This is a genomic window from Lysinibacillus sp. FJAT-14745, from assembly GCF_001275675.1.
Taxonomy (GTDB): Bacteria; Bacillota; Bacilli; order Bacillales_A; family Planococcaceae; genus Lysinibacillus.
In genome coordinates this window covers 286,541-308,998 of sequence record NZ_LITM01000009.1, presented here as the reverse complement: position 1 = coordinate 308,998, position 22,458 = coordinate 286,541, and the positions used below count along the sequence as shown (strand labels likewise).

The 22,458-nt window shown below is 35.7% G+C and carries 19 protein-coding genes and 1 pseudogene; 12 read left to right on the top strand and 8 right to left on the bottom strand.

What is annotated here, in order from left to right:
• Positions 1–216 precede the first annotated feature (216 nt).
• Positions 217–1,221 carry a nucleoid-associated protein gene (locus AMS59_RS16670; RefSeq protein ID WP_053484862.1) on the bottom strand — a complete coding sequence of 335 codons (1,005 nt, stop codon included), beginning with the start codon at positions 1,219–1,221 and terminating at the stop codon, positions 217–219.
• Positions 1,222–1,515: 294 nt separating this feature from the next.
• On the opposite strand from AMS59_RS16670, the gene tsaA reads away from it, so the two are divergent.
• The 5 genes and pseudogenes from tsaA to AMS59_RS16655 all read left to right on the top strand — a co-directional run.
• Entirely contained in the window at positions 1,516–1,977 is a 462-nt protein-coding gene (tsaA, locus tag AMS59_RS16665) for a tRNA (N6-threonylcarbamoyladenosine(37)-N6)-methyltransferase TrmO (RefSeq protein WP_053484861.1), read from the top strand.
• Between the two features lie 3 nt (positions 1,978–1,980).
• Positions 1,981–2,145: a GNAT family N-acetyltransferase gene (locus AMS59_RS27035; RefSeq protein ID WP_082337549.1), complete on the top strand. Its 165-nt coding sequence runs from the start codon at positions 1,981–1,983 to the stop codon at positions 2,143–2,145.
• A gap of 280 nt (positions 2,146–2,425) precedes the next feature.
• Entirely contained in the window at positions 2,426–2,677 is a 252-nt protein-coding gene (locus AMS59_RS26410) for a hypothetical protein (protein WP_234007832.1), read from the top strand.
• Positions 2,678–2,695: 18 nt separating this feature from the next.
• Positions 2,696–3,565 (top strand): DUF418 domain-containing protein, encoded by an 870-nt coding sequence (locus tag AMS59_RS16660; protein ID WP_234007831.1) that lies wholly within the window; start codon positions 2,696–2,698, stop codon positions 3,563–3,565.
• A gap of 110 nt (positions 3,566–3,675) precedes the next feature.
• Positions 3,676–4,098: pseudogene (locus AMS59_RS16655) on the top strand (alpha/beta hydrolase fold domain-containing protein); the annotation flags it as partial.
• 74 nt (positions 4,099–4,172) lie between these two features.
• Here AMS59_RS16655 and AMS59_RS16650 read toward each other — a convergent pair.
• The 7 genes from AMS59_RS16650 to AMS59_RS16620 all read right to left on the bottom strand — a co-directional run bounded on the left by AMS59_RS16650 (position 4,173) and on the right by AMS59_RS16620 (position 12,291).
• Complete coding sequence (locus tag AMS59_RS16650) at positions 4,173–5,033, bottom strand: DUF6612 family protein (RefSeq protein ID WP_053484860.1); 861 nt, start codon at positions 5,031–5,033, stop codon at positions 4,173–4,175.
• 477 nt (positions 5,034–5,510) lie between these two features.
• Positions 5,511–5,795, bottom strand: coding sequence for a cytochrome aa3 quinol oxidase subunit IV (gene qoxD / locus AMS59_RS16645; protein ID WP_053484859.1), 285 nt, complete (start codon positions 5,793–5,795; stop codon positions 5,511–5,513).
• Positions 5,795–6,394, bottom strand: coding sequence for a cytochrome aa3 quinol oxidase subunit III (gene qoxC, locus AMS59_RS16640; protein WP_053484858.1), 600 nt, complete (start codon positions 6,392–6,394; stop codon positions 5,795–5,797). Before qoxC ends, qoxD begins: the two co-directional genes overlap by 1 nt.
• A gap of 1 nt (position 6,395) precedes the next feature.
• Positions 6,396–8,339 carry a cytochrome aa3 quinol oxidase subunit I gene (gene qoxB / locus AMS59_RS16635; RefSeq protein WP_053484857.1) on the bottom strand — a complete coding sequence of 648 codons (1,944 nt, stop codon included), beginning with the start codon at positions 8,337–8,339 and terminating at the stop codon, positions 6,396–6,398.
• A 27-nt stretch (positions 8,340–8,366) separates the two neighbouring features.
• Positions 8,367–9,296 carry a cytochrome aa3 quinol oxidase subunit II gene (gene qoxA, locus AMS59_RS16630; RefSeq protein WP_053484856.1) on the bottom strand — a complete coding sequence of 310 codons (930 nt, stop codon included), beginning with the start codon at positions 9,294–9,296 and terminating at the stop codon, positions 8,367–8,369.
• A gap of 842 nt (positions 9,297–10,138) precedes the next feature.
• Positions 10,139–10,981, bottom strand: coding sequence for a DUF2785 domain-containing protein (locus AMS59_RS16625; protein WP_053484855.1), 843 nt, complete (start codon positions 10,979–10,981; stop codon positions 10,139–10,141).
• Positions 10,982–11,823: 842 nt separating this feature from the next.
• Positions 11,824–12,291, bottom strand: a complete 468-nt coding sequence (locus tag AMS59_RS16620; RefSeq protein ID WP_053484854.1) for a hypothetical protein — start codon at positions 12,289–12,291, stop codon at positions 11,824–11,826.
• Between the two features lie 451 nt (positions 12,292–12,742).
• Here AMS59_RS16620 and AMS59_RS16615 point away from each other — a divergent pair, with 451 nt between their 5' ends.
• The 7 genes from AMS59_RS16615 to AMS59_RS16590 all read left to right on the top strand — a co-directional run bounded on the left by AMS59_RS16615 (position 12,743) and on the right by AMS59_RS16590 (position 22,421).
• Positions 12,743–13,732 carry a CDC27 family protein gene (locus AMS59_RS16615; RefSeq protein WP_053484853.1) on the top strand — a complete coding sequence of 330 codons (990 nt, stop codon included), beginning with the start codon at positions 12,743–12,745 and terminating at the stop codon, positions 13,730–13,732.
• 111 nt (positions 13,733–13,843) lie between these two features.
• Complete coding sequence (gene tig, locus AMS59_RS16610) at positions 13,844–15,133, top strand: trigger factor (protein ID WP_053484852.1); 1,290 nt, start codon at positions 13,844–13,846, stop codon at positions 15,131–15,133.
• Positions 15,134–15,886: 753 nt separating this feature from the next.
• Positions 15,887–17,158: an ATP-dependent protease ATP-binding subunit ClpX gene (clpX, locus tag AMS59_RS16605; RefSeq protein ID WP_053484851.1), complete on the top strand. Its 1,272-nt coding sequence runs from the start codon at positions 15,887–15,889 to the stop codon at positions 17,156–17,158.
• 230 nt (positions 17,159–17,388) lie between these two features.
• Positions 17,389–19,713 carry an endopeptidase La gene (lon, locus tag AMS59_RS16600; RefSeq protein ID WP_053484850.1) on the top strand — a complete coding sequence of 775 codons (2,325 nt, stop codon included), beginning with the start codon at positions 17,389–17,391 and terminating at the stop codon, positions 19,711–19,713.
• 4 nt (positions 19,714–19,717) lie between these two features.
• Positions 19,718–20,299: a ribosome biogenesis GTP-binding protein YihA/YsxC gene (gene yihA / locus AMS59_RS16595; RefSeq protein WP_053484849.1), complete on the top strand. Its 582-nt coding sequence runs from the start codon at positions 19,718–19,720 to the stop codon at positions 20,297–20,299.
• Positions 20,300–20,418: 119 nt separating this feature from the next.
• On the top strand, positions 20,419–20,592 hold the full coding sequence (locus AMS59_RS24430; RefSeq protein ID WP_081011007.1) for a YjfB family protein: 174 nt from the start codon (positions 20,419–20,421) through the stop codon (positions 20,590–20,592).
• A gap of 164 nt (positions 20,593–20,756) precedes the next feature.
• Positions 20,757–22,421 (top strand): hypothetical protein, encoded by a 1,665-nt coding sequence (locus AMS59_RS16590; protein WP_053484848.1) that lies wholly within the window; start codon positions 20,757–20,759, stop codon positions 22,419–22,421.
• Positions 22,422–22,458 lie beyond the last annotated feature (37 nt).

Here is a 22,458-nt window from a genome sequence, read left to right as displayed (position 1 = left end):
TTTCGCTTTTCTTCTATAGTAAAATGTAAAATTATTGAATTGATAGAAAATCAACCACAAGTTATGGTGATGAGCCACACATTAACAAATTTGGTGTATAAAATAGTAGAGCATAAGGGTGTACAGAAAAAGTATTGAGCTATTCACACGTTATTGTGATGTGCAAAAAAAAGAGACTTCTCCTAAACTAGGAGAGTCTCATTGCCATACATTTAACTATAGTTCTTCCTGGAAATAAATTTTATAAAACTTTCGATTTGTAGATTCATCGTAACCTACTTCAATTAGTTCATCCACTTGCTTGATATCCTGTACGTTTACCTGGATCTCAATATTGGAATCGAGTTTGATTTTACGTTTATATTTTTTCTCAGCTTTTTCAAGCGCGCTCTCAGAAATAACGGTTTCATAAGGTTTTACCGAATTGATGATAATATCTTTTTGTGTTGGCTCCGCATTTTCAAACACTGTTTCAATATAATCATTTACTTGAAATTCATCTTCATTTCTAAAATAATCAAGCGTTCTATTTAAAAGACCTAGCTTTTCAGTATTTGTATAACTTTCTTCTTTTAAAATATATTTTTTGCATTCTGTTAATGCTAAATTCGTTTTATAATAATGTTCATCAGCAGCTTTTATCTTTAAAAATCGTTCTTGCCAGTAGATAATATCTTCTTTCCTTTTCGTTTTCATAAAGACAGCTGGTGCCTGCTCGGTTCCCATATCTACGATAATGGCCATGTTATTAATTTTCTTCACATTAATGCCATCGATGCCGTTGACAACCATTTTGTTGTGGTCGTTCTTTACATCTAAAAACATTTCTTTTTCATCAATTTTAACAATGGCAATTATTTTTTTAACTTCTGTAGCTAGAAAACAATTGTCAAATAGTCCAATAAACAATTCGCCGCTTTTAATGTTAGGATGTTGAGAAACACTATGTAAGTGTTTAGCAATGTTGATTGATTGTTCAAGGAAACTAGTCTCCTGATCAAATATTGCCCTCACATATGTGTACACCTCATTTAACCCAATATCTGTTTCATGAAAAAATTCGAATTGCTGCTCTAAATCGATTTTGCTAAACGCTAGCTGTGTAAAAGCCGCCTCTAGCATGACCTCTGGCTGTGATAATGATTCCTCACCTAACACGAGTGTATCGTCAATAAAATGTAAAATATATTGTGCTAACTTACTTTCACTTACTTCTAGCATGTTTTCCACCTTCTAAAATATCATTGTAGATAATATACCATATCATAACCCGCGCAACATTTTCATGTATTTAATTTTTACGAATAATAAAACAAAAAAGAATAGTGAATACATGCATTTAAGAGAGTTATTGATACATTTGCTATTAGGGAGACTATCGGTTCTCTATTAAATGGGGAAACTCTTTTGAAATTGTAAATTCATTACCTTAAATTGACATTTACAGTAGCTGAAGTATACTGGGATTAAGTAGAAATATGCATGAAGAAATCAAAGAAGAGAAGAGGTCTTGATATGCTTTATAACATTAAACCAATAGCTGTAGTGAGCAATAGTCGAACAATGATTGAAGACGACAATTGGGGTAGCGTCATATCTACTATTGAATTGACAAAAGATATGCATGAATCGTCTTTAAAGGGGATTGATGATTTTTCTCATTTAGAAATAATTTTTTATTTTGACAAAGTGGCAGATGAAAAAATCCAATATGAAGCGAGACATCCAAGAAATAATACGGACTATCCGGAAGTCGGTATTTTTGCACAGAGAGGTAAAAATAGACCTAATAAAATAGGTGTAACGGTTGTAGAATTACTAGAATTAAAGGATAGAATATTAATCATTAAAGGCTTAGATGCTATTGATGGAACACCAATCATTGATATAAAACCTGTAATGAAAGAATTTTTACCAAAAGGAGAAATAAAACAGCCACGTTGGGCAACAGATTTAATGGAGAATTATTGGGATTAGTATATTTACACAACAGATAGGCCCCCTTTAAAGTTAAGAGCATATAGAAGACAAGGGATTGCATATGAAGCTGCATATGCTTTGATGAATTATGCATTTACGAAGATTAGATTATCTAAAATTATTGCCGTTGTTCATCCTAAAAACATCTATCAGGATTATAGATAAATTGGGAATGAACTATGAATATACGTATAACAATTTTAATCTGGAAATGAAGGATTTTGAAGGTTACTTCATTATTCTATAGAGGCAGAAGGATTTCAATAAAATGTGTTAAGCGTAAAGGCTTCTACTTAATCACTAAGTAGAAGTCTTTTTTTGGCTTTACTTTAAAAATGGAATAGTCTTAATTTTAAAAAAATAAGACCGCGTTAAGATAACTATTAAATGGCCATAAGGTTATTACGTTATCCTTTCTTTAAATGAATGGAAAGGGGAAACATGGATGGGAGTGAAACGGGTTTCGTTCGTTGATAGTCTACGTGGATTTAGTTTGCTAGGGATTTTACTCGCTAATTTAGTAGTTTTTCAATACGGTATGCATGGAGCCTTAAAAAATTTATCGTCGCAAAGTGCAGGAGATTTTGTGAGGGTGTTTATCGGCGGATCTTTTATGCCTATTTTTACGCTGTTATTTGGCTTTTCGTTTATAAAGTTAATAGAATCTGTTCGAGAAAAAGGGCTGAAAAGTCGATGAGTGATACTTCGACGGAGCTTGGGGCTTATTTTATTAGGCTGGCTGCACACTGCTTTTATATGGGAAGGTGACATACTCTTATTTTACGGTATTATGATATTGTTTTTATTGCCATTCATTAATCGAAAAGCAAAAACAATCATTATTTGGGCTAGTATTTTCTTTGTGTTCTCAGTTGCATTTATGATGAATATTAACTTGGATTTTACAACAAATCAGCAGGAGATAGATGCGTATATTGAAAAAGTAAATAACGTTTATGCACATGGTAGTTATTTAGATGTCGTGAATCATCGTTTAAATAGGCTGATGCCTGAACAGGAGGGATCAATTTTATTTCTTGTAGTGCCTTTATTCTATGTACCATTATTTTTACTTGGCATGGCTCTTGCGAAAATGCGAGCATTTGAAAATATGGAGCGGGAACAAAAGTGGTATAAGCTAGGTATGATACTTATACCGATTGGAGTATTATGTAAATATTTGAGCTTAAAAGCAGGAGATTTGTCTACTATGCTTAATATGAGTGGAGCACAAGTTTTAGCGTTAGGCTATGTATGTGTAGCAGCCTTGCTCTATAAGAAATGGCGTACGTTGTCTATTATTTATGCCTTTGAATGTGTTGGTAAGCTGTCTCTAACTAATTATTTAATGCAATCTATTATTTGTACAACTGTATTTTTTGGCTATGGTTTTGGGCTGTATGGAAAATTAGGTATCTTGAATGGGATGTTATTTGGATTAGGCGTTTATTGTGTGCAGTGCATTGGCAGTGTCTTATATTTAAAAACATTCAAGCGTGGCCCATTTGAGCAGGCTTTACGGATGTGGACGAATTGGTCCATTGATGGTCGATTAAAGAGAAAAGAACAGAGAATTTCAAGTTAATAACTTTTCATTGAAGGGGATAAGAGAAAAATCCCCTTCTTATATTATAAAATAAAACCTTGCTGACAAAGTAGGTTAATAGCATGGGAACGGTTTTTTGCCTTTAGCTTTTTAATTGCAGATTTTACATATTGATTGATCGTAATAATACACCTTCTGCATTGGAGATTACAGGACATATGGTTTGGAATCATGATTTAAATCAAAAGGGCTGGGAAATGTATTTAAATGGGGATAATGGCGGTGATGGTGTATCGCAATATGTTGCAGCTGCAAGATCAGAAGACTTAACTGGTTTACCATTTACTTATACTTGTGTTGGCCAATTAGATCCATTCCGTGATGAAACATTACAATACGTAACGAGGCTATGTCAGGCTGGTGTTGATGTTGAATTCCATTTGTATCCTGGCTGTTATCACGCCTTTGAAAGCTTCGTGCCAACAGCGGCAATTAGTCAAAGAGCAGCAACAGAATATGTTGAAGCCACTAAATATGTTTTAAATCGTGATGCTACTGTACATTTATTATAAAAGTCTACTTGAGCCAAAAGTAAAAAAGAATCTGCGTACATTAAAGTAGGCAGATTCTTTTTTATAGTGATTGATTATTGTGCAATAGATTTTGCGTTATCGATAACTTCTTTTGGAATGTCAATTGATTTTAAGTGATTGAAATCAGTGTACGTCACAACTGATTTTGTTTTCATAGATAGTTCTTGATCTTCAACTTTCATTTTTAAATCGAAATTCATATCCATTTTATTTGTATCGAAAGTCTTTTTATCGATTTGTAGAGTGTAGTGTATTTTATCGATTGTTAATTTATTAAGTGGATTTTCTTCAATGCCCATATCTTTCATTGATTTGTTAATTTCAGAATCGATAAGTTCTTTAAATTTATCGCCTTTAGCGTCTAAAGTTAAGACATATGCATCATCTGTTTGCTCGAATTTGAAATCTTTAATAAAGTCTTTAAGCTGGTCTAATTGTGCCTTAGCGTTAGCAGATGATACATTTTCATTTAACATTGCATCTAATTGTTCGTCTGGTAATTTAAACCAACCGTTAGATGCTGTATCCTTCATGAAAAAGCCTTGATCTTTCTTCATGTACATATCAATCGGCATTTCCGTAGTTTTTTTGCCTTCACTAGCTGGATCTGGCATTGTCATTGAACCTGATAAGTGCATAGAGAGTGGATCAGTAACTAAATCCATATCCATTTTTGAATCAATGGTAAACTCCATAGCTTTTTCACCTGAACCGAATTTGGATTCTTGAGTCATCTCCATTTTTGCACTCGAGCTTTTAATGTCTGCTTGGCGCTCTACCGCTTTTTCATACACTTGCACTAAAGTGAGATCACTTGTTTTAGTTGTATCTTTCGTTGGGGAAGCGCTACTGTTACAAGCTGCTAGTGTCAGTGCTAGAGCTCCAACACTTAATACTTTAAAAAATTTGTTCATTACTTTCATCTCCTATTCTTGGTAAAAACATCAACTACTAGTATACAATAGTATAAAAGTAAAAGTTTCATTAATTAAAAAAACAGTACCAACTCGATATTAAAATAATAGTAAATGCCCAATGCATATCTTTGTTTATAAGTCTTATTACTCATTATGAAGTACAAAAAAATGGTTCGCGAATATTAAGAGGTGCTCCATAAATATGTTGTTAGTTATTTTAAAGTATTGCAAAGGTGCTATGATATTATGCTTATTATTAGTAGGTTAGTTTTTCGCTAGGGGATTCTAATGGTATTGCGTTGGAGTAAGGGAGTATAACAGTTAGTGTTTGTATATAAGTAAGGCAGGGGAAGTGGTGTTCGAGGGATTCGAAGGACTGGAATTTTTTTGAGTGGAGTCTGCTTTCGATGTTGAAAAAATATACTTACAAAAGAAAGAGCCGAGAAAATGAAGTCATTTTCTCGGCTCTGTTTATCAATTATAGCCCCAGATCATTGTGAATAATGTACCTAGGATTGTAACAACACCTACGAATACTGAGTATAAAATCGTTGTATATAACGTTTTCTTGTCTTCAGATTCACCGATGTGCATGAATAATAATAATTGTACAGTTGCTTGTGCAAGAGCAGTCACTAGTAAAACACCAAATGCCATGTTAAGTGACATATCAAATTTAACAACGGCTAAAGCTACAACTGTTAGTAATAGTGAGAAGCCGAAGCCCATCACATGTTGTTTTGGGAATAAATCCTTCATCAGCTAATCAGTCCTTTCAAGTAGACGAAGCTGAAGATGAAAATCCAAACAACGTCTAGGAAGTGCCAGTACAGTGAGAAGATGAACGCTTTGTTAGCCGTTTGTGGGTTTAAGCCACGGCCTGCTACTTGGATTAAAATTGCAACGCCCCAGAAGAAACCGAATGTTACGTGGGCACCGTGCGTACCAAGTAAAGTCATTAATGCAGATAAGAATGCACTTGTTTGAATTGTGGCACCTTCATCAACATATGTGACAAATTCATCGATCTCAATGCCTAAGAAGCCAAGACCTAATAGAAGTGTGATGATGAAAAATGCCATCATCGCTTTTTTATTGCCAATGCGCATTGCATGAACACCAAGACCAATTGTGAAACTACTTGTTAATAATAAGAATGTTTCCCATAATACTGGTGTTAATTCAAAAATTTCAGCGCCGCTTGGGCCACTACCTGTACGTGTATTAAGAGTAAAATACACTGTAAATAGTGTGGCGAATAATACGATTTCGGCGCCAAGGAAAATCCAGAAACCGAAAATTTTCAGGCGATTTTCCTCTGTACTATATTCTAATGGAAGTGAAGAATCGATTTTCATATTATTTATCACCTCTCAAACTTTTCTCAGTTGCCATAACTTCTTCAACTGAAATGTAACGACCATGATCTTTTTCAAATGAACGATGAATCATAAAGCCAAATACACAAAGCATACTAACGATGGCTGGAATCCATAGATTAAATACAGCGAAGAATGCTGCAAGGAAGAAGAATCCACTCATCCAGAAAGGTGTGCCAGTGTTGTTAGGCATGTGAATTTTTTCAATTTTACCTGCTGTAATATCGCGACCTTCTTTTTTCGCGAACCAGAATTCATCTAAACGTGTAACAGTTGGAACTACTGCAAAGTTATATTCTGGTACTGGAGAATGAGTAGCCCATTCTAGTGTACGACCATCCCAAACATCTGCTTTTTCATTACGTGGCATATGTTTCCAGCTGTAGTAAATGTTATATACGATTAACGCAAAGCCGACTGCAAGACCAATTGCACCGATGAATGATACCATGCTCAATGGACCGTAGCCAGTTGAAGCAGAGTAAGTGTACATACGACGAGCGTAACCATCTAAACCTAAAATAAATAGAGGGAAGAAAGCTACGTTGAAGCTGATTGCGATAAACCAGAAAGCAGTTTTCCCTAGTTTTTCATTTAATCGGAAACCGAACATTTTTGGCCACCAGTAGTGGTAACCTGCAAGTACACCGAATACTGTACCTGGAATTAATACATAGTGGAAGTGGGCAACTAAGAACATCGTATTATGATATTGATAGTCAGCACTTGCCATTGCTAACATTACCCCTGTAACCCCACCAATTGTGAAGATTGGAATAAAGCCAAGAGCATAAAGCATAGGAGTTGTAAATTGAATTTTACCGTGTCTCATTGTGAGCAACCAGTTAAATATTTTAACCCCTGTCGGAACGGCGATTGCCATAGTTGTAATAGAGAATACGCTGTTTACCATTACACCGTGACCCATTGTATAGAAGTGGTGGGCCCATACTACGAATGATAGTAATGAAATAACGACCATACTCATAACCATTGATCTATAGCCGTATAAGTTTTTACGTGCAAATGTCGCAATGATTTCAGAGAAAATACCGAAAGCAGGTAGGATAACGATATAAACCTCAGGATGTCCCCAAACCCAGAATAAGTTGGCCCAAAGCATATCCATACCACCATTTTGCATGGCAAAGAATTGTGTACCAAATTGACGGTCAAACATCATTAATGCAAGTGCTACAGTTAACACTGGGAATGCAAATACGATAATAACGTTTGTAATTAAAATTGACCAAGTGAACATTGGCATTTTCATTAATGTCATACCAGGTGCACGCATTTTAATGATTGTTGCGATGAAGTTAACACCAGTCATTAACGTACCAATCCCTGATAATTGTAAAGCTAAAGAATAGTAGTTGCCCCCAACAGATGGACTAAATTCTGTCCCAGATAGTGGGAAGTAAGCTGTCCAACCAGCATCAGGTGAACCACCAATGATAAATGATAGGTTTAGTAAACCGCAACCAGCTGCAAATAACCAGAAGCTGACTGCATTTAGACGTGGGAAGGCAACGTCACGTGCACCAATTTGCAGTGGGATAACAATGTTCATTAAACCAATTACGAATGGCATAGCCATGAATAAAATCATGATTAAACCGTGTGTTGTGAAAATCTCATTATAGTGTTGTGCATCTAGAAGTCCGTTATCAGGAACTGCCGTTTGTGCACGCATTAACAATGCATCGATACCGCCGCGGAATAGCATCAAAAGTGCTGTAGCGATATACATAATACCGATTTTTTTATGGTCAACAGTTGATAGCCAGTTTTTGTAGAAATAGCCCCACTTTTTGAAATACGTAAGGCCAACTCCGATAACCACTGCTCCAACTACGATACTAATAGCTGCCGCTAAAATCATCGGTTCTTTCATAGGATGGAATACTTCTTCCATACTCATTGGATGCGCTCCTTTCGGGTTTGAAAATTAATGTGAATGTGTAGCTCCGTGATCCATTTTAGAGTGATCCATTTCTTTCTCAGACATGTTCATATCGCTATGATCCATGCCTCCCATTTTCATGTGTTCACTATGTTCCATTGGAGCAGGTCTAAATTCTAAGTGTGTAGATGAATAGCTTGAACGACCAACGTGTTCTGCTTTTAATAGTTCATCAAATTTTTCTTCTGTTAATGGTTTTTCTTTTGTTTTCACATCAGTAGCCCATTTGTCGAAGTCTTTTTCTGTCATTGATTGCACTTCAAATTCCATTTCAGCAAAACCGCGACCGCTAAAGTTAGAGTTACGGCCCGTGTATGAACCAACCCCATCTGCGGCAAGGTGAATAGTTGTTAACATGTCACTCATCGCGTATTTTTGACCAGCTAATTGAGGAATCCAGAAACTTGTGATTGGTCCGAATGAGTAAAGTTTGAACTCAATTGGACGGTCAGCAGGAATATTTACATAGTTTACAGTTTCAATTCCTTGCTCTGGATAGCTAAAATGCCATTTCCAGTTAGAGGAAGATGCGTAAATAACAAGTGGCTCTTTATTGTCATAACCTGCTGGTTGAGCTTCTACTGTACTCGTGGATCTTACAGTAACAACTGCTAAGAATGCCACGATGATAATAGGGATAACTGTCCATGTAATTTCAAGTAAATGACTACCCTCTTCGTGAGGAGGCTCATAATCGGCAGGTGTTTTTGAAGCACGGTATTTTGTTAGCATAAATGCTAAAAGCACGTACACGACTAGTAATATAAAGGCCATTGTAATAATGGATAAAATAATTGTGTCTGATAATGTTTTGGCATTTGGCCCTTTTGGATCAAAGACTGTTAGGGGTTCACAACCAGTAAGAATTGCAAGAGCTCCAAATGCAACAAACATTAAGCTTAACTTTTTCTTCATGTTTGACTCCTTTCTATAAAACGGCTATTCATAAATTTCATGTATTTTTGTATAGATTCGAAATTATAAATAGTGGGTAATAAGGTCACCTCTTTTAGTTGTTGTACCAATCAAATAATCAGAAATACTTACAATGGCATGGTTCAATATGAAACATTGAATCTAGTATTTGATTGGTCTAGTGCAAGCGTTCGCAAAATCATTAATCTGTGTAATCGATTTTCTAGACAATGTGTCATAATCGATCGACACAAATGTCGTTGTTGCAAATTGGATTATACGCCCGTTTTTAAAAAAAAAAATTATTTTTTTATTTTTTTAATAGTAAATTAGGGGTGAATTTGAACATTTTTTGAACAAAAATCGTTATTTCAATATTAGTATTTTTGTGTTTAATTAAATAAACACTGTTAAAACGTTGAAAACACTGAGTTTCTTGTATTTAACTAAGTAAATAGTTTTTTTTGTGAAAACATCATTTCACATTTTAGACGTCATTTTGTAATAAAATCGCCGTTATGTTAAGGTGTTGAATGCTTTTTTGTTGCGTTTTTAAAAAAGATGAGTATCCGAAAAGCAGGATTATGGATATATCAGGATAAACTTTCAATGTAAGGAATGAATGGAAAGGGGGATTTCGGAAACTAATATTAATTATGTTAATATAATTACAAGCTTCCATAAAATGTATTGTGGATGTTTTATCTAAAAAGTAAAAATAGCAAACTAAGGATATCCTTGGTTTGCTATTTTTGGTTATAAGGACAAAAATAAACGTTCTAAGCAGAGAGAAGGTGAAATTTATCTTCACTCGGCGCAATTAGGGGTGAAATTGATCGATTTTAAGCTCCGAGCTTTAGCCATTTTGCTACTTGTCCATAGATAGTATTTTGAAGTTTTAAGGCTAAGTTATTCATCTTTAATGCAAAATACAATGTTTTCATTAAATTTAATGTACATGTACGTCCACTAAAAAAGGCTTCGTTATAGCCTTGAGTCACTAAATGCATTTCAAATTTATCGAATACCTGTTCAGCAAATTCTATTAATGCTTCCTCGGAGTAGTTACGAGCTAGTAACGCTTCAATAATATTAACTAAGCGTTCCTCTTCATCATTGACAAAGACAGTATCTTTCCAAGTAACAAGTTTCAATGCATGCAAGATTAAAGGCGCATGCTGTAAATCAAATTTAGGATGTTTAATCGTCATTGCTGCTAAATCTGCACCATGTGCAATGCTATGAGCCCAGCCTTTATCATGAACATGACCTCTTGTATCTTTTTCTAATAATAAATAGCGGCCAATCTTTTGAAAGAAAATTTGTAGACGTTCATCATTTAAAACTAGTAGTTCAGCATCTTTTGCAAGAATACCTGCTGCAAGTAAAGCAGAAAATGAACGTGTAAAGACGCTATCTGTCAATTCTTCACCTATGTTCAAATATAAAAAATCCTCGCCTGTTACAGTATCAAATAAATATTGTAGCTGTTCGGTGCTCAGTAAATTGTCGCTAAGTATATCAATAAAAGTACGATAAATTAATTTGTCGCGTAATTCAGCATCCGGTGAACCGATGTGCGTTAACATTTCTTGTAGCAACCAATCGCCCTTTAGCAACATAAATTCTTGTCGTGCCGAATGTGTCATAGTGGAAAATGATTGTAAGGTATTTTTGATATCCATATGTAATTCCCCCGAAGTTAAGTTAATTTTCTATTAGAGCATTTTTTAATGATGATCACTAGTCTTTGTCATTACTTCTATAACAATGCGCAGACATAGTAAAAATGCTTTTAGAGCTATGCATTTTTATTATAACGTTTCAACGATATATTTGTTGATTGGTGAAGTTTTCTAGTGATATAGGGGTATATTCACAATAGGAATTCCAGAATCAAGAGAAAGTTGATATGATAGACAAGCAACAAAAAGGGGTAGACTAAACGAGTGCACAATAAAAACATACTTATTTATAAATGTCTAATAGATCTGGAAAACAAAATGGTCAAGTAAATCTTTGTGAATTACTATGAGGATGGTTTCTGTTCCACTTTTTTGTGGGTGAGCATTGACACTCAGCTTTTGCATAGATAAAACATTGTAGAAGTTCGAATTATTACTATTTTTGAGTGACTCTCTAGAAGTATATGCTATGTGAAGTGGTTGATTGGAGTGGAGACTGAGCGACTCCTTGGGGATCAGCAATAGAGGAACGAAGGCTAAAACCATCACGTCCTGTGATAACGCCTTCGTGACCTACATCGTGTAGGCCCAAGCGGCTCATCGGACGCCCCCAGGAAGCTCTGCTCTGCGCGAAAGCGAAGCGTCAGCGGCAAATGTTTTATCTGCGCGAAAGCGAAGTGTCAGCAATTGTTTTATCTGTGTGAAAGCGAAGCGACAGCAACAACAAAGCGCTCAGTCGGAACGGAAATCAACCCCTCGTTTTGCCGAAGTATCATTACACTTTAATTTCGATAGTTTTACAACAGCAAAAGACATACCTATTAAAGTATGTCTCATCCTCGTTACAATATAACGGCTGACTTTATACCGAGTGGCCATTCAGTAAAGGTATTTTGATTGGTTTTTAATTCTACAAGAATATTTGCGTTTTTAATGGCATCGATTAGCCATTCACTATAATGAAGATTCGGTTGAGAGTGCTGTAAGATTCGTTGCATATCTTTTTTGTCGATACTTAGAAGTTTATAGTTGCATTCAATGTGTACATTTTGGGGAATAATAAAAAGTGACTCATGTTGGTGTCCAATTGAAATGGAGCCTGGAATATAACCTTGTATACTTAGAATATGTGTGATCGCTTCTTGCGTGTATAAATCAATCTTTGTGCGTGTGAGTATTTCAAATTCAATCGGATAATCCTTCTGATGCGGACCGTCCGCTGTTGAAAACGAAACAACTTTAATTGATAGTGCCTCAAACATAGGAGAGATGCTACTACCAAATTCGTTTACTGTATCCATTAATTGCATGTATTCCACTCCTTGTGAAGAACTTTTTCTTAAATTACAGACGAAGCCAGTAATAAATGAAAGATATTATTAATTATAATACAATTTATTACAAAATATGAAATAATATAGTGATAATCTTTGTAAAAAACAAGTAGGAATATTTTTAATTAGTATATGTCGTTATTTATAGAAGAGTTGAAAATGACATTGATTAAAACGTAAACCATCTTAATGAGGTTGATTGGAATGAAGGTGGGGATCGTCCTAGATGAGACCCTGGTGAGAGCCAGTAGAGGAACGAAGGCTAAAACATGCAGACCTGTAATAACGGTCTCCGTTGACCAACCTCAGGTATCTTATCGAACCTCATTGTAAAACGCTAAGTCGAATACAAAAAATCAACCCCCGTGTTATGATGATGATTTATATAGGAACTAATAAGAAAAATAGTAGTAAAGAGGTGAGAAAAATGACAAAGCGAAAACGACATGTTATAAAACATGACAATATTGTTGTTTTTCCAGGTGCTGTTCAGACATTAATACGTGAAGGACATATGTATGCGGAAAATTATCAATATGAAGAGGCTGTGGCAAGCTTTGAAAAAGCATTTTTATATGAAGCTGGAGATGAAATTGCATTAAGTACCTATGCGTACGCTTTATATGAATTAAAAGCATACGAAAAAGTTAAAAGTGTTTGTGAGCAATTGTTTGCTATGGGTACGTCATTGTATGTGGAAGTAATGGAACTGTATGTTACTGTATGTATGCAGTTAAAGGAATACCATCAAGTAGAGTCGTTAATTACGACATTAATTGAAGAAAATGTACTTCCGGAAGGTCAGCTTGAGAAATTTGAACGTTTAAGAAGCTTGAATCAAGAGGTTGCTAGGAATCTCCAAAAAAAAGAGGATGCAAAACGATTAATAGAAGAGCAAGAATATGAACTTTCGGAATTTAATGCATTAACGCCAGATGAACAATCTATTCGACTGCATCGTTTAATGGATACGAATGTACGACAATTAAAAACAGCATTGAAAGCTATTATAGAATGTCCAACAATCCATCCATTTGTTCAGAGCTTAGCGTTAATCTTATTAGTGGAACAAGAAGTGTCAATAGAGATGACTATCTCAAAATTTAACGAAACAAAAATTATTAATCCTATCAATTTAGTCCTACCAAATCAGTTGCCTCAATATAAGGAAGTAAAAAAAATAATTGAAAATAAATTAGAGCAAGACCCATCAACGTTGGAAATGGTACAATATTTAATGGCGAAGCATGCTATTGTAACGTATCCGTTCGAATGGCGCCCATTCGAAGCCGATGATATTGCTTATAGTTATATTGACTTTGTACAATCTATGCTCGGAAAAGTACAGGAAATGAACTATGAAATCATTGACTTTTTACAAATGTTAGAAAAATTAACAGAACTCCATGAAGTATGAAATAAGTTGAAACTATACGCATCTATGTTATACTAAAATGGTTGTCAAAATCGTAGTTACGAATGAATTGTCTAACAATAAACTTGATCATTTATTTGGAGGTATTTATACATGTCAGCAAAATGGGAAAAACAAGAAGGTAATATCGGTACTCTTACAATTGAAGTACCTGCTACAGAAGTAGACGCAGCAATGGACCAAGCGTTCAAAAAAGTTGTTAAACAAATTAACGTACCAGGTTTCCGTAAAGGGAAAATGCCTCGTAAAATGTTTGAACAACGCTTTGGTATCGAATCTTTATACCAAGATGCATTAGAAATCATCGTTCCTGAATCTTATTCAAAAGCGATCGATGAAGCTGGTATTATGCCAGTTGATTACCCAGAAATTTCTGGTACAGAAAACTTCGTACACGGTAAAGATTTCGCATTTACTGCTCAAGTAACGGTGAAACCAGAGCCAAAACTTGGTGACTACAAAGGTTTAGAAGTTACGAAACTTCCAGTAGCTGTTACTGATGAAGAAGTAGAAGCACAAATTCAAGAACAATTAGCTCGTAAAGCAGAGCTTGAAATTAAAGAAGATGAAGCTATCGTAGAAGGCGATACAGCTACTATCGACTTTGAAGGTTTCGTAGGTGAAGAAGCATTTGAAGGTGGTAAAGGTGAAGACTACCCACTAGAAATCGGTTCTGGCTCATTCATCCCTGGCTTTGAAGAGCAACTTACAGGTGTAAAATCTGGTGAATCTAAAGACGTAGTTGTTACTTTCCCAGAAGAATACCATGCAGCTGAATTAGCTGGTAAAGAAGCTACTTTCAAAGTAACTGTAAAAGAAGTTAAAACAAAAGTTCTTCCAGAATTAAACGACGAATTCGCTAAAGAATTAGACCCAGAAGTTGAAGGTGTTGAAGCTTTACGCGCAAAAATCAAAGAGCAAACTGCTGAACAAAAACAAGCTGAATCTGATGCAGCACTTCGTGATGAATTAGTTGAAAAAGCTGCTGAAAATGCTGAATTTGAAGTACCAGCTGGCATGATCAACTCTGAAACTGATCGTATGTTACAAGAATTTGGTCAACGTTTACAAATGCAAGGTATGAACTTAGACCTTTACTACCAATTCTCAGGTCAATCAGAAGAAGATTTACGTGGACAAATGAAAGAAGAAGCAGAAAGCCGTGTACGTGTATCTTTAACACTTGAAGCAATTGCTGAAGCTGAAAAAATTGAAGCTACTGAAGCTGATATCGAAGCTGAATTAGAAAAAATGGCTGCTCAATTTAACATGACTAAAGAGCAAATTACAGGTGCTTTAGGCGGCACAACAGTTCTTGAAAACGACATTAAAATTCAAAAAACAGTTGAATTTTTAGTAGAAAACGCTAAAATTACTGAATAGGATTTTTTTGTAACTGGATAGAAAAATGAAAACAAGGTACGGCATTTAACCGTGCCTTGTTTTATCACATATTTTTTGTTTAGGTTAAGCTAGATTCCCCTTTAGGTTAAGTTCAGTTAATTATATTGTTAAGATGACGACTACTATCACCGTAAAAAAGCATCCTCCAAAAGGAAGTACTTTTTTGATAAGGGGATAGACAAAGCCTTTACACTTCTCTAATACATAGTATTGTTTGACTTTTTACACGATGCTAAATTTTGACTTTATTCAGAGATAAGGCTTAGTTTATGGATATCTCAATTCTTCTAAATGAGGAACAACAAAATACATCCTCTTCTGAATGAAGTTAAGCCTCTGGCGAATGTAATAGATTTTAAAGAAATTTAAGTTACGCATTTGATAATCTGTAACTTGTTCTATCGGGTATAACAGTAAAGTCACAAGCCAAATATCAAGTGACGAAGTGACGAGGAGTCAGGGAGCTTGACTAAACGAAAGTTCTCTGGTCGCTAGAGGTTTCTGAAGAATCAGTCAGTTACGCACATAGGAATAAAAGATACAATTGGTAAATTTGTCAAGATGAATAATTAGCAACTTTGCGGTAAATGTCAGTGTTTCTGTACTATGAATGTAGTAAATTTTTTTAAAATCTCGAACCATAAACGCCGTGGTGTAAATGGATGCAGACAATTTATTTGATAATGATTCAATAATCTTGTAAGATTGTTGCTTGAATAGGGGTGAAACATATTGTTCAAATTTAATGATGAAAAAGGCAATTTAAAATGCTCATTCTGTGGAAAGCCACAAGAACAGGTACGTAAACTAGTTGCAGGTCCTGGTGTTTATATTTGTGATGAATGTATCGAGCTTTGTTCAGAAATCGTTGTAGAGGAACTGGGCGTTGAAGAAGAAATTGAGTTTCAAGATATTCCAAAACCGAAAGAAATCTTATCGATTTTAGATGAATATGTAATAGGACAAGAACGTGCTAAAAAAGCTTTAGCAGTTGCGGTTTATAATCACTACAAACGCATTAATACGAATAGTAAAATTGATGATGTAGAATTAGCAAAATCGAACATTGTGTTAATCGGCCCAACTGGTAGCGGTAAAACTTTATTAGCCCAAACATTGGCGCGTATATTAAACGTTCCTTTTGCAATTGCAGATGCTACTTCTCTAACTGAAGCTGGCTATGTGGGTGAGGACGTTGAAAATATCTTATTAAAATTAATTCAATCAGCGGATTACGATATCGAACGTGCTGAAAAAGGGATCATCTATATTGATGAAATCGATAAAGTTGCACGTAAATCTGAAAATCCATCCATTACACGTGATGTATCTGGTGAAGGCGTACAACAAGCACTTCTGAAAATTTTAGAAGGTACAGTTGCAAGTGTCCCACCACAAGGTGGTCGTAAGCATCCTCACCAAGAGTTTTTACAAATCGATACGACAAACATTTTATTTATTGTTGGTGGAGCTTTTGATGGAATTGAATCCATTATTAAACGTCGTCAGGGTGAAAAAGTAATTGGCTTCGGTTCAGATCCTAACAAAATTGAGATGGATGAAGGCTCAATTATGGCAAAGTTGATTCCAGAGGATTTATTGAAATTTGGTTTAATTCCAGAATTCATCGGTCGATTACCAGTACTTGCAAGTCTTGAGCAATTAAACGAGGCAGCGCTTGTACAAATTTTAACGGAGCCAAAAAATGCACTAGCTAAGCAATATCAAAAAATGCTTGAACTAGATGGTGTTGAGCTTGAGTTTGATGAAGGTGCGCTTTCTGAAATTGCAAAAGAAGCAATTGAACGGAAAACTGGTGCACGTGGTCTTCGTTCAATTATTGAGTCAACAATGCTTGAAGTAATGTACGAACTACCTTCACGTGAAGACGTGAAAAAATGTATCATTACAGCAAAAACAATTACGGATAAAGAAAAACCGAAATTGCTTCTTGAAGATGGCACTGAACTCGATGAAGGTAGCGACACAAAAACTTCAGCATAACGAACAGACGTGGCTGTCTATTGTTATGAGATAAAGAGTAATTTAGCTGACTTCGATTGTGCAATATTCGCACATATCGACAGTCAGCTTTTTATTCATTCATACATAAAGCCTACTGTAATGAGATGAAATTTTTGGCTCGATTGATTAACTAGTGTGAATCAGCTTTTTAGACACATACTAGTAACGCGGGAGTGTATAAGAAAATTTTGACGGAGGTGAATACCCGCATGGTAACAATACAAAAAACAACAAATGTACCATTATTGCCTTTACGTGGACTTTTAGTATACCCGTCGATGGTGTTACATATTGATGTGGGTAGAAATCGTTCTGTAGCGGCGCTAGAACAAGCAATGTTAGAGGACCAATTGATATTATTGGTAACACAAAAAGAAGTGCATGATGAACAACCTGATGAGCAAGATTTATATACAATTGGTACGATGGCATATGTCAAACAGATGCTAAAATTACCAAATGGAACACTGCGTGTTTTAGTGGAAGGTGTAGCTCGTGCAACATGGTCTAACTATCGGGCGTTAGAAAAATATACGATTGCTGACATCGATGTAAAAGAGGAAGCCATCGATAAAGATGTTGAAACACAGGCTTTAATGCGTACGTTGTTAACGTATTTCGAAAGATACGCCAAAGCCTCCAATAAGATTACATCTGAAACCATTAGTACTGTGGCAGACATTGAAGAGCCCGGTCGTTTAGCAGATATCATTGCATCGCATTTACCATTTAAGATTGCAGATAAACAAGAAGTATTGGAAATGCTCAGTGTAAAGAAGCGTTTAGATCATTTAATTATTCGTTTACATGACGAGCAAGAAGTACTTGATCTTGAGAAGAAAATTAATACAAAAGTGAAGCAATCCATGGAGCGTACGCAAAAAGAATATTATTTACGTGAACAAATGAAAGCTATTCAAACTGAGCTAGGAGACCGTGAAGGAAAAACTGGCGAAGTAGCTGAGTTACGAAGACGTATTGACGAAACTGGAATGCCCGAATCAACGAAAGAAGCAGTGCTTAAAGAGTTGGATCGCTATGAGAAGTTACCATCGGCTAGTGCAGAGAGTGGCGTAATCCGAAACTATATTGATTGGATTGTATCACTACCTTGGACAAATGCGACTAAGGATCGCATGAATATCAAACATGCAGAGGACATTTTAAATCGTGATCATGACGGCTTAGAAAAAGTAAAAGAACGTATATTAGAATATTTAGCTGTACGTCAGTTGAAAGAATCGTTACGAGGACCAATATTATGTTTGGCAGGCCCTCCAGGTGTCGGTAAAACGTCATTAGCTCGGTCTATTGCAGAAAGCTTGGATCGCAAATTTATCCGTATATCATTAGGTGGGGTACGTGACGAATCAGAAATTCGTGGTCACCGACGTACGTATGTTGGGGCGATGCCAGGTCGTATTATCCAAGGGATGAAAAAGGCAGGAACGATTAATCCTGTATTCCTTCTAGATGAAATTGATAAAATGTCTAATGACTTCAGGGGAGATCCTTCAGCAGCAATGCTTGAAGTTTTAGATCCGGCTCAAAATAATACATTTAGTGATCATTACATCGAAGAACCTTATGATTTATCAAATGTATTATTTATAGCAACTGCCAATGATTTAAGTACAATTCCTGGGCCGTTGCTGGATCGTATGGAAGTAATCTCAATTGCTGGTTATACAGAAATTGAAAAAGAGCAAATTACGAAAAATCATTTAATACCTAAACAGTTAAAAGAGCATGGCTTGAAAAAAACACAAGTTATTATTAAAGATGAAGCAGTAGTGGATATCATCCGTTATTATACTCGCGAAGCAGGTGTTCGTGGACTGGAACGTCAAATCGCAACCCTATGTCGTAAAATCGCTAAGATCATCGTTTCTGGTGAGAAAAAACGAGTAACAGTCAACTCGAAATCATTAGAGGATTTACTCGGCAAGCATCGTTTCCGATATGGACAAGCAGAAGAGGAAAATCAAATCGGTGTAGCTACTGGGCTTGCTTATACAACTGTGGGTGGTGATACATTACAAATTGAGGTATCATTAACACCGGGTAAAGGAAAATTGCAGTTAACTGGGAAGCTAGGCGATGTCATGAAGGAATCTGCTCAAACCGCTTTATCGTATGTCCGTACAAAAATGGAAGAGCTAAAAGTGGATGCAGAATATTTTGAAACACATGATATTCATATTCACGTTCCTGAAGGAGCTGTGCCGAAAGATGGACCTTCCGCAGGTATTACGATGGCAACCGCAATTGTGTCCGCAATTTTACACCGTCCAATACGCCGTGAAGTCGGCATGACAGGTGAAATTACATTACGTGGACGTGTCCTGCCAATTGGTGGCTTAAAGGAAAAAACACTCAGTGCGCATCGAGCAGGCTTAACGACAATTATTTGTCCGAAAGATAATGAGCGAGATATTGAGGATATTCCTGAAAGTGTACGCGAGCAACTAACATTTAAACTAGTGTCATCGGCTGATGAAGTATTAGCCATTGCACTGGACGGAGGTATGTAAGAACATGAAAGTCCATAACGTCGAAATGGTCATAAGTGCTGTAAGACCAGACCAATATCCAGAAGATGGACTGCCAGAATTTGCACTAGCCGGTCGTTCAAATGTGGGGAAATCCTCATTTATTAACCGAATGATCGGTCGTAAAGCTTTAGCACGTATTTCTTCTAAGCCCGGAAAAACACAAACGCTTAATTTTTACAAAATTGAAGAGCAATTGTTTTTTGTGGATGTACCGGGCTATGGTTATGCAAAGGTTTCAAAAACTGAGCGTGAAGCATGGGGCAAAATGATTGAGCGTTACATCACAGGGCGTACTGAATTAAAGGCAGTCGTACAAATTGTTGATTTACGTCATCCCCCTACTGCTGATGATCGCATGATGTATGATTTTTTAAAGCATTACAATATTCCTTGTATTGTCATTGCAACAAAAGCAGATAAAATTCCAAAAGGTAAATGGGATAAGCATAAAAAAGTCGTGAAAGAAACGCTAGACATGGAAAAAAATGATCCGCTTATTGTCTTTTCTTCAGAAAAAGGAATTGGTTTTGAAGAAGCTTGGCGTACAATTGAAAATAAAATGTAATAAAAAAACATCTATTGAGTCTATTATTTAGGACAGTAGATGTTTTTTTTATTAAAGATGGAGGGAATCGCTTGATGAATGAAACAACTGACCGATAAATTAAATAGGAGGTGGACTAGATGGATATCGCAGCTTTATCAATGGCAATGAATCAAGCAACTTTAATGCAAAATGTATCTCTAGCTGTAACAAAACAAGCAATGGAGATGCAACAGCAAAATACAGAACAATTAGTTGAAATGTTAGATGCTCCACATCCGACAGCCGGACATACAATTGACATTCAAGTATGATGTAGGAAAGGTAGCTTGAAATTGGAAGCTACCTCTATCTTTGTGTCTACAATCTAATTTAAAAAGTAAATAAAAGCACTAAAATGTAACTTTTTGAATAGGAAAAACTACCAATAGTACGATATACTATTTATTAATAACATTTTTTTAGGAGGCGGGATTTTTTGAAGAAGATTCCATACATACTAATGATTTTGTTACTAGCGGTTCTCGGGTTTTCATCAAAACAAACAGCGCATGCTGCTCAAATGGTGACTGGAACCTTTGTTGATGTAACATTTTCAGAATATGCAAATTCAAACGGAGTAATAGAAAAACAGCTTAGTAAAATTACGTTGCAAAATGAAAGCGGTCGTCAAGTTACATACAATATAAACGATAGTGCCCGCCTGTATATTAATAATACAGTGACAACAATCGAAGGCTTTAAGATGGGCATGAAAGTAGAAGCGGAAATTTCTCTTCGCAGTGTTGTTGAGCTTCGAGGTACTTCTACTGCTACTTCTACAAATGAAACAGAATCTCCAACAGTTGCACAAAATACTAATACACTTGCTGGAGTAGTGACAAGTATAGATCCAAATGGACTATTCATTATGCTGAAGCCAGATAATGGAGAGGAAACAACTTACTATATAAATAAAGATACAGAATATCAAAAAAAATCTTCTGCTGTTGATATTAGTGCATTATATGTAGGGGATCGTGTGAAGCTTAGCCTTAAAAATCGAAACACATCCATTGTCACAAAAATAGACATTAGTGAGACAGGTACGTTAGTTGAAAACCTGTATAAAGGTGAGATACAGACGGTTAATGCCAATACAAATAAATTAACTGTCAAAAATCAACATGCTTTTATCAATTGGCAATTTGGATCTGATTCAACAACTGCTTTGTCAACGATGGATTTTTCATCGAAGGTTCCGATCTATGTTGGAAATACTAAAATTGATAAAGGTCAGTTGAAAAATTACATTGGCAGTGAAGCCTATTATGCAACAGTGAAACAATTTGGCAAAGAAGTGATTGAAAAAATTGTTGTCTTGAAAAACAACGAGCGAACTTACTATGAGCCTATGCTTTCTGTCGATACTAAATATCAAATATTAAAACTTAAATCTGCTGGTACTTTATACTTCCACGATGGAACGATCTTAATTAGAAATGGTCGTTTAATTGAACCTACTGGCTTATTAGCTTATGGTACAGCATTTGTTATTTCGGACGGTGCTGCACGTGATCATTATGCCCAAGTTGTGCAAGTAACAAGTGATAGCTTTATGTCACCAAACTTAGCAGGTCATGAGTTATATTATGGACGTTTATCACAAGCGGATGGTTATTTAATCGAAATTGATGATGCGATGAAGATCGATTCAAATGTCTTCAAGAAAACAGAGCGTACTGTACTATCTGTTAGTAATTCAACAAAGGCAATAGTAGATGATGGTAAAAAAATATATAGTGTCATGCCTGATATTGAGCTTCATCTATATGAAGGAGAATATGGATACTTCTATGTGAAGGATGGTCATGTGCAGGCCCTTCATGTTCTTAATAAAGCGAAGCCGGTTGCACCATTAATGTTAGCTGGTAAACTACAGTCAGTTAAATCGAAATACCCAGCTGTCATCAATGTGAAGAGCGTTAGTCAATGGCAAAATGGTCGCTGGTATGAAGCTGGTGAAATGGTTGATATGAATATTGACCAAGCTACAATTATTAAAGCTGGTAAAGTTATTCAAGCATCTGATTTAAAACCTTCTGATCGTTTAGTAGTCTTATCAGATCGTTTTGTCAAAGCTCATTTAATATTAGTAGATTAAAATCAATTTAGAAGTCTGTAAGTCTTCTGCGAGTATA

Coding starts and splice junctions, on each gene's coding strand:
- AMS59_RS16670 (WP_053484862.1), bottom strand. CDS start 1,221: ATGCTAGAAGTAAGTGAAAGTAAGTTAGCACAATATATTTTACATTTT.
- tsaA (WP_053484861.1), top strand. CDS start 1,516: ATGCTTTATAACATTAAACCAATAGCTGTAGTGAGCAATAGTCGAACA.
- AMS59_RS26410 (WP_234007832.1), top strand. CDS start 2,426: ATGGGAGTGAAACGGGTTTCGTTCGTTGATAGTCTACGTGGATTTAGT.
- AMS59_RS16650 (WP_053484860.1), bottom strand. CDS start 5,033: ATGAACAAATTTTTTAAAGTATTAAGTGTTGGAGCTCTAGCACTGACA.
- qoxD (WP_053484859.1), bottom strand. CDS start 5,795: ATGAAGGATTTATTCCCAAAACAACATGTGATGGGCTTCGGCTTCTCA.
- qoxC (WP_053484858.1), bottom strand. CDS start 6,394: ATGAAAATCGATTCTTCACTTCCATTAGAATATAGTACAGAGGAAAAT.
- qoxB (WP_053484857.1), bottom strand. CDS start 8,339: ATGAGTATGGAAGAAGTATTCCATCCTATGAAAGAACCGATGATTTTA.
- qoxA (WP_053484856.1), bottom strand. CDS start 9,296: ATGAAGAAAAAGTTAAGCTTAATGTTTGTTGCATTTGGAGCTCTTGCA.
- AMS59_RS16625 (WP_053484855.1), bottom strand. CDS start 10,981: ATGGATATCAAAAATACCTTACAATCATTTTCCACTATGACACATTCG.
- AMS59_RS16620 (WP_053484854.1), bottom strand. CDS start 12,291: ATGCAATTAATGGATACAGTAAACGAATTTGGTAGTAGCATCTCTCCT.
- AMS59_RS16615 (WP_053484853.1), top strand. CDS start 12,743: ATGACAAAGCGAAAACGACATGTTATAAAACATGACAATATTGTTGTT.
- tig (WP_053484852.1), top strand. CDS start 13,844: ATGTCAGCAAAATGGGAAAAACAAGAAGGTAATATCGGTACTCTTACA.
- lon (WP_053484850.1), top strand. CDS start 17,389: ATGGTAACAATACAAAAAACAACAAATGTACCATTATTGCCTTTACGT.
- yihA (WP_053484849.1), top strand. CDS start 19,718: ATGAAAGTCCATAACGTCGAAATGGTCATAAGTGCTGTAAGACCAGAC.
- AMS59_RS24430 (WP_081011007.1), top strand. CDS start 20,419: ATGGATATCGCAGCTTTATCAATGGCAATGAATCAAGCAACTTTAATG.